We start from the raw sequence: 11,942 nt of genomic DNA, 5'->3' as shown, positions 1-11,942 counted from the left end.
TCATCGCCCCCACTGAATCAGCCCCCTCTCCCGCGCGCAAGTCACCGCCCCACAGGAAGTCACCGGTCCACAAGGAGCACCCAAAATGTGCATGCTGGAGTCCATGTCCCGAAGGGACGACAGAAATTAGCCCCGGGTCGAGCGAGCTCCGCGAGCGGCCACCTGGGGTACCTACCCCCAAGCGGGCACCCCAACCGTCCCGGCGCAAGCCGCATCTCTTCCACGTGTGGACGGAGGATGCGCCCTTGCCTCTATACTGACTTCCAATCTCGCCCGCGCAGCGGCATCCATTTTCCTTGAAGGAATGGATCCCAAAGCTTCTGCTTTCTCCATTCCGCCGACTCTTGATGCCCAACTTACGCGGCCGAAGAAGATGTTAGGATACCTGCCCCAAGATGAAAGGTGACACCGCTACGCTGACACTGATTAGAGTCCTTTTTATTGCCATTTTCGGGTTCTCCCACTGCGCCGCGCAGGATGCGAGCGGAGAACGAAAGGCATTGGCGGACGAACTCATTTCTCTGATGCGCCTCGAAACGAGTTTTAAGCTCGTTTTGGAACAGAAGGGAAAGATGGAGGAATCAGCGGATTCCAGCCTTTCTCCAGAACAGAAAGCGACACGACGGCGCCAAGCGGACAAGATATACAATTGGGACGCAATCAAGCCGATCTGGATGCAGATATACACCGAGATATTCACAGATGAGGATCTGCGGGGTATGATTGTATTTTTTAAGAGTCCAGTGGGACAGAAGTGGCTCGACACACAGCCCGAAGTTCAAACCAAGACTATGCAAAAGATGCAGGCCTATATGCGAGACGCAGAAAGGAAACTGCGTAACGATCCATAATCGGCCTAACCAAGCTGTGCCCAACCTCCGCCGTCGCCAAGTTTGGCCTCGCTTCGTAAGAAATTGGGGTCAAAAAATTAGGCACTTCGCGGAGGGAATGGGGTCAACTCTTGACCCTATTCGCGGAGCGTCCGCCCTCCCCCTGCTAACTGGCGCTACATACATGGTATGTAGGGGCGAACGCCCATGACTTCTCTATTTCACGGCTCAACGGCCGCGTGAACGGGCTCCCCAACGTGTTCGGGCAACGCCCGACACGTTGGGGAACGGGTTTTGAGAGAACTGCGCTCGCGCCTACGCGCGAAAGGATTGTCCCCCGGGCAGCCCGGCGGACACGACTTCGCGCGCCGCGCGACCACCGCACCGCATGGAAGATGCGCCCCGCGCTCCCAGAACCCCTCACCAATGCCGGCAGCGTCGTCAACTTCTTCATCGACCACGCCTCCCCCGCTGGCATACACGTGATCGTTCGATGCTCCGATCGCGCAAAAAATGTACCGACTACGATCTCCAGCGGCTCAATGGTAACCGCTGCCCGAGCCTCATTTGCCATTTCCCCAGAGCGACATGAGCGAGTTCACTTACGACGTTTTTCTGAGCTACAACTCTGAGGACAAGCAGGCCGTTCGGCACCTGGCGCAGCGAATGCAGAAAGCTGGCCTTAATGTCTGGTTCGACGAGTGGGTAATTTCACCAGGGGATGACATTTTCTTGGCCATCGAGCGTGGCCTGGAAGGCTCCCGCGTGCTAGTTCTTTGTATGTCGGCCGCGGCGTTCGGCTCGGATTGGGTGGCGTTAGAACGCAGCACCGTCCTGTTCCGGGATCCGCTCAATTTGGAGCGCCGCTTCATACCGCTAATACTGAGCGATTGCAACATTCCAGACACGCTCCGGCGCTATAATCACGTGGATTATCGCAATGAAAATGAAGCCGGTTGGGAGAAGCTTTTGACAGCCTCTAAAGGGACTTGCACAGGAGCAACGCCCACACCCACACCTCCTCCATCTCAGCCGCAGAAACATCGAAGCTCTCTTGCTGTGCCCACCGTAATTCGGGTGCGCTGCAAACTAAACTGCAGGGATGCCTACTCCAACATGCTGCACCTTAGACCAGCGAGCTATATCGTGGGTCTCTGCGCCAAATTCCCACGTACCGAGTTTCGAATAATAAGGCATCAACGATCGCCATCTGAAGAAGTAAATCCCACAAGCATCGCTGATCTTACTATTGCTTGTTTCGAGCACGGGGAAGACGTTACCGTCGAGGTAACTGGAAAGTGCAGATCAATGGCAGCACAGTTTTTCAAAGTCGCCTGGGAAAACTTGGACAATTACGCAAATGATCCCGTTTCGAACAAGGCGCGGCTGACGAAGCTAATAGACGAAGCATTTGGCGAGATCGATGAACCAGACATCGAGGACTTCGGTTCCGGCATTTCGCCAGAGATTGAGCAAACGACATCGGATGACTGTTGTCGCTCGGTGGCAACTATCAATGATCGGCTGCACAACTTGAGCCTACCGATGATTCCACTGATCGCGAGGTACTTTAAGTGTCGTACGCACGTTGCATTCGATGATCGCGATCATGGTATCTACTTGTTCGAGATGGAAGCGGAGAATGGGTTCGCGTTAGACACTCGGATCATGAACCTTGTTATCGAGGTCGGAACAAGAATTACTGTGCTGACTTGGGGACCAAACCGGTTCAAAGCAAACGACTCCATCAAAACCGTTCTTGAATACTTGTGGGAATGCGATGCGTGGCTCCGCGAAAGACGTTTACACCTGGAAAGTGATGCGACAATTCGTGACCTGATCGAGTATGCACACGCGAGGCGCTTGGAAGGCTCTGAATTTGGATACGTTCAGAACCCGTTTCTGAGCAATCTACTGACGCCCAAACATGTGTTCGTCAATTTGGCCGGTTCCGTCTTTTCCAAAGAGGAGGTACTAAGACAACTAGCGGCGCCACATGTGGGTCTCAATGGAGTAGAATTGTTTTCTCTGCTAAACACCATGAGGGATTTAGTGATCCGTGAAGGTCTGGCGCTTGCCCATGCAGCAATGGAAAATGGGCCACGCATCTCAATAACATTTGGTGTGTATCCGAGCGGCGTTGTGTGGAGTGACAGCGGCCAGAGCATCAGTTTGGTGGCAATGGTCGTCTTTGCGAAAGACACTTACAAAACGTGGCTCGATTTTATGCGGAAAATGGCAATCGTATTTCGTCAAAACCCTACTCTGCTTGAGCAGCTTACTTGGTCGCGAAATAGCGAGGAGTTTTTATTGAAGCTTCGGCAGGCTGAAACTTCGATGATTAAGCAAAAAACCTGAACTGTCAGACGATGCGGGTCATACTACGACTTTTGGCTCGCGCTCGCGCGCTTCGTTAGGTGGATGGCGTCGCTTCGGCGGAGAGTAGCCAAGGATCAGGGAGGCTGGCGGTTGGGGAGCGATATGGGTCAGTCAACAAATCGTGACAGGGCGGCTTGATCTTCGGCCCAGCGCCCCACCTCGCTCCGTTTATTTCAAATCCGTCGGGTGCTGGTCGCCGTTTCTGACGCAGGCCCAATTGCCGTTGGCGGCTTTGAACATCACATTCTCGCCGTCGAATTGAGTCCGTCGCGTGGCGTTGCTGAACTTGCGGCAGACGATGTATTGGGCGTGGAAGCGGTAGATCGTGGCATTCACCGGCGCGCCGTCGAATTTGCGCTCCGCTCCGCGCGCGGGATTCACGGTCACCGTGTTGGTGAAAGTGTTGCCGGGCTGAAAGCTAAGAAGCGTGACGCCGACATCCAGGGGGGAGGACAACCCGCCCGTGTCTTTTTCAAAACTGAATCGCTCGTAGAGCCCGCTTTTCACCAGTGCTTCCGAAAACGTGCCGCCCGAACCAAGGGCGGGATACTTTTCAAACGAACAATCGGTCTGCGCTCCGGCGGCGGGCGCGGCGGGCGCGATGGGGTTGGCGCCGCTGTTGTTATTCGCGCGCGCCTGTGGGGGCGCTTCGGGTTTGGCCGGGGTCGTGTTCTTCTCTTCACCTCCCTCGGCGAGCGGACGAATCACCCGCGCCAGATTGCCAAACTGCTGCACGTACTCGCCGTCCCGCTTCACTTTGTAGGAAAGAATGCGGCGGCCATCCGTATAGATCACTTCGGTGACGGTGCCCTTGATCCAGAGGTCGTCATTCAGCACATCGTTGGCGATATTCATCTCCACCCGGTCGCCGACTTTGAAGACTTTGATCGCCGCCTGTGCGCGGGCGCTGGTGGTGGAAAAGAGCAACGCGACGGCAAAAAGCAGCGTCACGAAGGCGGTAGAAAAAGGAGTTCGTTTGGTCATGGGTCAATTGGGGTCGCTCAGGACGAGCGCAGCAGGTTGGGTTTTGGGATCGGTCTTCCCGGAATTGCCGGCGCGCCGCCGCACCGTGGACACTCGAAACGGGAACGGACGACGGGGAGCGTGGGGGTCTGCCTCGCCTCTGTTGAAAGGGGGAAACTTCCCTTTCACGATTCCAGAAGCAAACCAAGGAGAATTACAGGGCGATCCTACCCCCTCGCCCCTCTGTCCGTCCAGTGAATTGTCGACTATACACTACATGCTACAAGCAGGAACGGATGTGTGCCGATGGGACGATAGAATTAGCTCCCGGTCGATCCGGATCCGGCGGCGCTGCGGGAGTTAGCGTAGCTTAGGACGCGGGCGAAGCCCGCCCCAAAAAGCCTGTCATCCTGAGCTTGCCGAAGGACCTCCAATATCCTTCTTTTTCATCAGTCCGGTACGAAGTTTACGCCGTATTTCCCGCTGACGCCGCGTATTAGGACAATTTGGGTCGGCGTCGTTCGCGTCGTAACAAAGGCGGAGAGAGGGACCACGGATGACACAGATGGGCACGGATTTCCGTAACGGCGCGTCGGCAGTGTCCTAATTTGAAATGGTGCTTTCGGCTCGCGCATGGCTCTGGTGGATTTCAAACTAGGGAAATCTGGCCCGAGGCGATGGCCACTTTGACCGCTGTTTCCGGGGAAGCGACCGGCGGAATCCCTAGCACGGTTGCGGATAGTTCTTCGCCCGCATCGCTCTTGAACGGCCACGCGTAGCAGCGGAACGTCTTCGGGTGTCCGATAATTTCAAAGGTGTCCACGACCCCCTCCCAAATGACCTTGCCTTGAAACGCCTCGAATACGGGCGTGGAATCCAGGTGATGCGCCGTGCAATGGTGCAACGTCTCAATCGCCGTCTTCAACTTTTCGGTGCGTTCGCTCATCCCTCCACCATTTCCACCAGATCGGCCACAGTCCACGCCGAATTGATAACGCCAGCAGCCACGGCGGGAGCCGTGCGGACGGTCTTGTGAACCTTGCAGAAGTTGTAATAGGCGTAGTGGAGCCCAACGGCAGCCTTGAAGTTCTCGATCTTCTTGGAAAACGCATTGGTGAGACGGGATAGGCGGCGGCAGTGCATCCGCAACGTATGGTTCTGCTTCTCCACGTAGGAGGTGGAAACCAGAGACATATCAGGATTGCCGGTGACGGGCTCCTTCTTCACGCCGACAACTTCAGCGGGAGAATAGCGGCGCTCATCGCCAGCGGATGGGTGCTTGAACACTTTCACTATCGAGCCGTAGTCAACGTCTCCCGCGAAAGCGCGGTCAATCGCCTTCTTGTAGGCCGGGAAGGCATCGGAGGAGATTTGCACGCGATGCTTGAGCCGGTTGGACAGGTCTTCAATGAACGCGTTGGCCATTTCATCGGTGCGCTTTCCGACCGCGAACGTCGGCACCAGCTTGGTTTCCGCATCAATGGCAATCCATGTCCACACGTCACCGGCCACAGCCCACTTGAGCTTCTGATTGGCGGTCTTCTGCTTCATGCCAATGAAGCCCCAGATTTCGTCAACTTCGATCAGCTTGGAATCGAGGTTTACCAGCTTTTCATCCATGATCCGCTGGCAGCCTTCACCCATGCGGACACCAAGGCGCATGATCGTGTCACGATGCACGTTCGTCATGCGCTCGATACCGCGAATGCTGCAACCCTCAGCGAGGGCGGAAACGATTGCGGTCTTCTTTTCGGTGGAGAGGATGTTGGCCATATGGATTTCTTATTTGACTTAATGTGCCACGGAAAGTAGCTTGGGTCAACAATTATTTTTGTGGCACAAAAAGAAACATCCAAAATCGGCAGGCCGAAACTCCCCAAGGGAGAGGCGAAAACAGCAATGGTGCGCGCTCGCGTCACTCCTTCAGAATTGAAGGCGATTGAAAGAGCCTCCAATGGAAAGGGCGTGTCGGAGTGGGCAAGAAACGTTTTGCTGGCTAAGCTACTTCAATAATTCGGATTCCATTGCCCTCCCCTTCGCGGCCTTGTCGTTTCCTCCGAAAGCCACATACGTTTGGGATGCATAATCCAAAGAAGTTCGCAGCATGAGCGGGTCTATCGGGGTAGACGCTGCTGTAACTAACTTTGCTATGTCATTTACCGTTGGCTCTGGTTTTTGAGCAAGTGTTCGCACCACTAAAGTAGTGAGATAAAATCTAAGGTCGGTCTTGGCGTCTTGGGATAGCTCCGTATCTGAGTTTACAAACTCGGAACATTGCCTGTCAATTAATATGCACGCCGCAAAAAAATCTAGCGGGTATTGATCCCCAAATATAATCGGAGCGCTTTTCTCGCTGTTTAAGAGCGAGTCGGGTCTAGCGCGCGCATCAGATGGCTTTTGTAAAAAAGCTGCAATGATAGCTTGACCCAACGCTTTCATGCTAACCATTTGTGATATAGGCCGATTCAAACGACGATGCTTTCCCTTTTTTCGGTCGTAATATAATCCCGAATGCAGCAATCTGTCCTCTATAGCAAATTGTATAGGGTCGTTTGCCTTCAGCGAGATTAGGTTAACAGCGGTTTGATAGTTGGTCGCCTTTGTAATTGCATTTTTGCTGCTTTCTTCAGGAGCAACAATTATTTTTATTAGTATATGTCGGTTGTTTAAAGAGGGATTCGACCGTGCGTTGAAAACTTCATGGGAGGTTTGTAGCCCATTAACTAGTTCGGGGTTGTCAATCGAAACTGTATTGCCGGTTACAAAGCATTTATCCGATAGAATCGTGATGCCATTATTTAACCACCAAAAGTCCTCTTTAAAAGTTGGGCTATTAAGATTCTCCCTGATCTGTTTATTAACAGGATTATTACGTTGATAGTCTCTAACGTTTGGGTCCATTACCCACGTCCTTATATTGCCATGCTCATCTTCCAGAAATTTAGCGAACTGCGAAACTGTTGAAAGGCACACGACTGATGTATCCGGCATGTCAAAATGTCTTATTTTCCCTAGGAGCAATGTTGTCTCTCGACAGGTTTGCACGGCGTCAAAGATTCGAGATGCGCCCCATGGGTCAAAAGACGGGGTGCTTTTTGGCAGCTTTTCTTTAATGTATCGGGTTACTTCTTCTGCGCGCGCAATAATACCGGATGATGGGGTGTTTTCGCTTTTTGTAACGTAGACTAGCCGCACCGACAGCTTATGCGGTTTTACCATTACTTTTTCGTAAACGCTGCGAAAAAGCATCATTGAGTCTTTGGCTTTTTGGTTAATTAGATCGATCCCGTCGAGTGGCTCCCATTCAAGCAAATGGCGCATAAATGAAGATAGTTTGTGTATCTTCCCCTCGCTCCAGGATGCTGAGCGAGTTACTTGCGACACGATCAACTCAAGCACAACATTATCCTTCGGAGCGAAATTATCGTCTCCAACTATTGTGTTGTCAGCCAAAAGATAAAACCCGTCCACTCCGTCATCTTGACCGCCCCCTAAGTTTCCTGCTTCTATTTCGGCATCCGCAGGGTCGGCATTCTTCAATATTTGCTCCAAAACATAAATCTCGAATGCATCGTCTTCTTCAGCAGTTGGCATTCGCGCATTCTTCCAAAGCGTGAAATTTATATTGAGGGCGTTCGTCTGTAATGTGCTCATAGACCATCCGGCAGCGGGTTTCTTCTGCCGTGTGTTGGCGCCGATCATGCCGCACCCCCTTCCGTATGGTCAATGCCCGTACTTTTACTGGCAACAGAGTGCTTTCGGGTACACCAGTACCGGCGAACCACACCCAACCATGACCAAATCCACCAGAAACACCGGCAAGCCTTGGACTCCCGCTGACGTGAAGCAGCTCGGCCAGCTTGCGAAACAGAACACTCCGACTCGCGTGATCGGCCTGAAGCTGGGCCGCACTCCTGATGCGGTCTACAAGAAGGCATCGACCGAGGAAATCCCTCTGTCGCCAACAAACCAGTCTCCGTACAATCGCCAGAAGAAGTAAGCAGGCGGACTGCCTGTTCGTAGATTTCCCGTTCGCCCTCAGACCATGCGTGATCGTGGTCGGCAAGGGCTACAGCCAGACTGTCCAGTGCCCCAAGGACTAGGGCGCGATCATCATGGGCCAGGTTCACTGGCCACCCCCCTCCCTAAGGGGAGCAATTTGCCGGTTTCGGCAAATTAGGACACTACCGGCGCGTCACTTCCTATCCATCCGTGTTATCCGTGCCATCCGTGGTTGAAATCGCCTGCCGCACGTCTGTGGGATCACAGAGACAATCGTACGCAAAAGCCCCTCCCCCTCCGCGTCTCCGCGCCTCGGCGGTTTACTCCCCGGCCCGGGGTCGAACTTTCCGCTCGCCATCCGTCGCACTTTTCCAAAGTCTCTCGCGCGGTTCGCCATGAAAAGCCCCGGTCATCTTTTAGCACTCGTTTTCACCGCGCTTTTTGTCGCCGTTTCGCCGGCGCGGGCGCTCACTGTGGTCATCGATGCCGGGCACGGCGGGCAGGACCGCGGCGGCGCTCCCGGCCAGCGGGTGCCGGAAAAGCCTTACACTCTCGATGTCGCCAAGCGTCTGGCCGCAACCCTGCGCGAGGCCGGTGTCCGCGTGGTGATGACGCGCGATGGCGATTACTTCGTGGGCCTGCGGCAGCGCTGCGACATCGCCAATGCCCAGAGCAACGCCGTTTTCGTCAGCGTCCACTTCAACGGCGCGCCGCGCACCGCCGCCGATGGCGTGGAGACGTACTACTACACCTCGCAGAGCGCCGCGCTCGCCGCCTCCGTGCACCGGCGCTTGCTGGCGGCGACCGGGCTGGAGGATCGCCACATTCGCCGGCGCGGCTTTTTCGTCATCCGCCGCACCCGCATTCCCTCGATTCTCGTGGAGCCGGGCTTTCTCAGCAATCCGCAGACGGCCGACCGCGTGAGCAACTCGGCCGCTTATCGGCAGAAACTGGCCGACGCGATTGCCCGCGGCATCCTGGATCGCAACCGCTGAAGAGCGCCCCCCGGCCATGATCCTCTCCTGCGGCGAAATGAAAGCGCTGGAAGAGCGCGCCTTTGCCGATGGCATCACCGCCGAGGCGCTGATGGAGGAAGCGGGCCGCCAGATTGCCGGGGCCATCTCGCAGTTTAGTCCCCACCCCGGAAAGTGCGTCGTCGTCTTTGGCAAAGGCCATAACGGGGGCGACGCGCTGGTGGCCGCACGGCACCTCGCCCAGGCCGGCTGGACGCTGGAATGGAAGCCCGCGTTTCCCGAAGACTCCTGGGCGCCGCTGACCCGGAAGAACTGGGACCGGGTGAAGGAGATGAAGCCGTTTGACGACCTGATCGGCACCGATACCGATCTCGAACTCCGTGGCTGGACCGATGTGGGCGTGACCGGCATCCACGGCCCGAGGCTCAATCCGCTACCGCTGATCATCCTCGATGGCCTGCTCGGCATCGGCGCGGGCGGCGCGTTGCGGGAACCGATTCGCAGCGCCACGCAAGAGATCAATCGGTTGCGGGCCACGAGTCACGCCCGGGTCTTCGCCCTTGATCTGCCGACCGGCCTCGATGGCGACACCGGCGCGGCCGATCCCGATGCCGTGGTCGCCGATTACACGCTCACCATCGGCTTCGCCAAGCAGGGGCTCCTGGCCGATGGGGCGACGCATTTCGTCGGCCGCCTGGCGGTGTTGCCGCTGGAGGAGCTGAGCCGGCGCGCCAGCGGTGTGAGCTCCGAGGTGGTCGCCACGCCGGAGAATCTCCGACCCACACTGCCGCGCCGCAATTTCGACACGCACAAGGGCCAGTGTGGCCGGGTGGGTCTCATCGCCGGTTCCCGCGGCTTCGTCGGCGCGGCGATCATGTCCGCCGAGGCGTGTGTCCGCGCGGGCGCCGGGCTGATCACGCTTTATGTCACCGAAGACATCTATTCCATCGTCGCGGGAGCCATTTCCCCGGAAGTGATGGTGCGGCCAGTGCAGTCGTATTTGGAAGTGCTCGACGTCAAGGCAGACGCTCTGGCCATCGGCCCGGGTCTCGGCACGCGCCACGCCAACGAAGTGCGGCAGATCGTGGAGCGCGCCACCCAGCCGATGGTGGTGGATGCGGACGCCCTCAACATCCTCTCCAGCAACATCCACATCATCGGGCGCTGCGCCGGCCTGCGACTGCTCACGCCCCATCCCGGCGAGATGGCCCGCCTGGACTCGCAATCCAGCGACCGCAGCCGCCGGGAGACAGTCGAGGCGTTCAACGCACGTTGGCCACACATCCTCCTGCTCAAAGGCGCGCGCACCCTCATCGGCCAGCAAGGCCACCCGCTCTCCTACAACACCACCGGTTCACCCGGAATGGCCACCGGCGGCATGGGCGACATGCTCACCGGCGTCTGCGCCGCCCTCGCCGGCCAGGGCCTCCCGCTCTACGACGCCGCCCGCACCGGCGCCTGGCTCTGCGGTCGCGCCGCCGAGATCGCCGTGACCCTGGGCGACGACTCGGAAGAATCGCTCACACCGACCGGCTTGCTCCAGCATCTCGGCCGGGCGTTTGACGATCTGCGGGCAGGTGGGTGGTAGGAAAAGACAGAACATCCAACGCCCAACATCCAATGAGGGCATTCTTCGGAGCGCTTGCGCCAATTGGATGTTCGATGTTGGGCGTTGGACGTTGGATGTTCTGCCTTTCACTCCCCGCGCACTCCCCGCTTGTCTAACGCCCCCCCATCCTCCACCTTTCCCCTTTAATGACGCAGAAAACTTCAGGCTGTCTTTGGATGCTGGCGGGCTTCGGCCTTTGCCTCGGCTTCCTCACAGTCCTTGCCATCGTCTTCATCGTGAGCAGCGGCAACAGCATGCGCACCGTCGTGACGCCACGGGCGCCGCGCTTTGAAGAGTCCGTGGTCGTGGACGGCAAGCCGGCGAAGGACGCAAAGGACCCGGACGCGAAGATCGCGCTGATCTACCTGCGCGGCATCATCAGTGCCGCCGAGCCCGGGGCTCTCGGCGAGTCGATGGTCGAGGACATCAAGATCCAGCTCGAGCAGGCCGCCACGGACGACAAGGTGAAGGCCATCGTCCTTTATGTCGATTCGCCCGGCGGCGAAGTCACCGCTTCCGATACCATCTACAACGCCGTGCGGAAAGTGCGCGACGGCGGTTACGGGAAAAAGAAACCGGTCGTCGTCTACATGGGTTCGCTGGCTGCCTCCGGCGGATACTACGTCTCCTGCGCCGGCAACTGGCTCATGGCCAATGAAACCACGCTCACCGGTTCCATCGGCGTGATCATGCAGTCGATCAATTACCGGGAACTCTTCGGCAAGGTCGGGCTCGAAACGATCACTTTCAAGAGCGGGCAGTTCAAAGACATGCTCAGCGGTTCACGCGAGCTCACCCAGGAAGAGCGCGACTACGTGCAGAAGATGATCATGGATAGCTACGCCAAATTCGTGGGCATCGTGGCCCGCGAGCGCAAGCTGAACGAAGACGAGCTGCGCCACGGCCTGGCCGATGGCCGCGTGATCTCCGGCAAGGACGCCAAGGCCGCGAACTTGATCAACGCCACCGGCGAAGTCGAAGACGCTTACGCCAAGGCGATGGAACTCGGCGGCGCCAAGGGGGCGACGGTCGTCCGCTACGAAGCGGCCTTTAAGTTCGGCAAACTTTTCCGCCTGCTCGGCCAAAGCGAAAAGACCAGCGTCGAGGTGAATGTGGCCAGGGCGCTCGGACCGAAGCTCGAAGCCGGGCGGCTCTATTTTCTGCCGGGCTTTTACGCGCCGTAAC

General features: G+C 57.0%; 10 protein-coding genes. 6 read left to right on the top strand and 4 right to left on the bottom strand.

Features of this window, described 5'->3' with window-relative positions; genetic code table 11:
• Nucleotides 1-395 precede the first annotated feature (395 nt).
• Nucleotides 396-851: a DUF2059 domain-containing protein gene (locus ABJF10_RS07635; protein WP_348543945.1), complete on the top strand. Its 456-nt coding sequence runs from the start codon at nt 396-398 to the stop codon at nt 849-851.
• Between the two features lie 567 nt (nt 852-1,418).
• Nucleotides 1,419-3,188 carry a TIR domain-containing protein gene (locus ABJF10_RS07630; RefSeq protein WP_348543944.1) on the top strand — a complete coding sequence of 590 codons (1,770 nt, stop codon included), beginning with the start codon at nt 1,419-1,421 and terminating at the stop codon, nt 3,186-3,188.
• A gap of 189 nt (nt 3,189-3,377) precedes the next feature.
• Here the strand turns inward: ABJF10_RS07630 and ABJF10_RS07625 are convergent, their stop codons facing one another.
• The 4 genes from ABJF10_RS07625 to ABJF10_RS07610 form a co-directional block, all read right to left on the bottom strand.
• Nucleotides 3,378-4,193: a hypothetical protein gene (locus ABJF10_RS07625; RefSeq protein ID WP_348543943.1), complete on the bottom strand. Its 816-nt coding sequence runs from the start codon at nt 4,191-4,193 to the stop codon at nt 3,378-3,380.
• A 628-nt stretch (nt 4,194-4,821) separates the two neighbouring features.
• The gene (locus ABJF10_RS07620; RefSeq protein WP_348543942.1) at nt 4,822-5,118 is read right to left on the bottom strand and encodes a hypothetical protein; all 297 of its coding nucleotides are present in this window, start codon (nt 5,116-5,118) and stop codon (nt 4,822-4,824) included.
• Nucleotides 5,115-5,945 carry a hypothetical protein gene (locus ABJF10_RS07615; RefSeq protein ID WP_348543941.1) on the bottom strand — a complete coding sequence of 277 codons (831 nt, stop codon included), beginning with the start codon at nt 5,943-5,945 and terminating at the stop codon, nt 5,115-5,117. The genes ABJF10_RS07620 and ABJF10_RS07615 overlap by 4 nt, the downstream gene beginning before the upstream one ends.
• A 228-nt stretch (nt 5,946-6,173) precedes the next feature.
• On the bottom strand, nt 6,174-7,874 hold the full coding sequence (locus tag ABJF10_RS07610) for an AIPR family protein (protein WP_348543940.1): 1,701 nt from the start codon (nt 7,872-7,874) through the stop codon (nt 6,174-6,176).
• Nucleotides 7,875-7,965: 91 nt separating this feature from the next.
• Here ABJF10_RS07610 and ABJF10_RS07605 point away from each other — a divergent pair, with 91 nt between their 5' ends.
• The 4 genes from ABJF10_RS07605 (at nt 7,966) to sppA (ending at nt 11,941) form a co-directional block, all read left to right on the top strand.
• Nucleotides 7,966-8,172, top strand: a complete 207-nt coding sequence (locus ABJF10_RS07605) for a hypothetical protein (RefSeq protein ID WP_348543939.1) — start codon at nt 7,966-7,968, stop codon at nt 8,170-8,172.
• Between the two features lie 397 nt (nt 8,173-8,569).
• A complete protein-coding gene (locus ABJF10_RS07600) occupies nt 8,570-9,169 on the top strand; it encodes an N-acetylmuramoyl-L-alanine amidase (protein WP_348543938.1) in 600 nt (199 codons plus the stop codon).
• 16 nt (nt 9,170-9,185) lie between these two features.
• Nucleotides 9,186-10,736, top strand: coding sequence for an NAD(P)H-hydrate dehydratase (locus tag ABJF10_RS07595; RefSeq protein WP_348543937.1), 1,551 nt, complete (start codon nt 9,186-9,188; stop codon nt 10,734-10,736).
• 167 nt (nt 10,737-10,903) lie between these two features.
• Nucleotides 10,904-11,941 carry a signal peptide peptidase SppA gene (gene sppA / locus ABJF10_RS07590; RefSeq protein ID WP_348543936.1) on the top strand — a complete coding sequence of 346 codons (1,038 nt, stop codon included), beginning with the start codon at nt 10,904-10,906 and terminating at the stop codon, nt 11,939-11,941.
• Nucleotide 11,942 lies beyond the last annotated feature (1 nt).

Origin of the sequence: Chthoniobacter sp., assembly GCF_040003245.1 — a bacterium.
In the GTDB taxonomy this organism is placed as follows: domain Bacteria; phylum Verrucomicrobiota; class Verrucomicrobiia; order Chthoniobacterales; family Chthoniobacteraceae; genus Chthoniobacter.
This window is presented reverse-complemented; position numbering and strand designations above follow the sequence as displayed.

Bases quoted from the DNA above. Each gene is read 5' to 3' on its own strand.
- ABJF10_RS07610 (WP_348543940.1), bottom strand. From the start codon at position 7,874: ATGATCGGCGCCAACACACGGCAGAAGAAACCCGCTGCCGGATGGTCT.
- ABJF10_RS07605 (WP_348543939.1), top strand. From the start codon at position 7,966: ATGACCAAATCCACCAGAAACACCGGCAAGCCTTGGACTCCCGCTGAC.
- ABJF10_RS07620 (WP_348543942.1), bottom strand. From the start codon at position 5,118: ATGAGCGAACGCACCGAAAAGTTGAAGACGGCGATTGAGACGTTGCAC.
- ABJF10_RS07635 (WP_348543945.1), top strand. From the start codon at position 396: ATGAAAGGTGACACCGCTACGCTGACACTGATTAGAGTCCTTTTTATT.
- sppA (WP_348543936.1), top strand. From the start codon at position 10,904: ATGACGCAGAAAACTTCAGGCTGTCTTTGGATGCTGGCGGGCTTCGGC.
- ABJF10_RS07615 (WP_348543941.1), bottom strand. From the start codon at position 5,945: ATGGCCAACATCCTCTCCACCGAAAAGAAGACCGCAATCGTTTCCGCC.
- ABJF10_RS07630 (WP_348543944.1), top strand. From the start codon at position 1,419: ATGAGCGAGTTCACTTACGACGTTTTTCTGAGCTACAACTCTGAGGAC.
- ABJF10_RS07600 (WP_348543938.1), top strand. From the start codon at position 8,570: ATGAAAAGCCCCGGTCATCTTTTAGCACTCGTTTTCACCGCGCTTTTT.
- ABJF10_RS07625 (WP_348543943.1), bottom strand. From the start codon at position 4,193: ATGACCAAACGAACTCCTTTTTCTACCGCCTTCGTGACGCTGCTTTTT.
- ABJF10_RS07595 (WP_348543937.1), top strand. From the start codon at position 9,186: ATGATCCTCTCCTGCGGCGAAATGAAAGCGCTGGAAGAGCGCGCCTTT.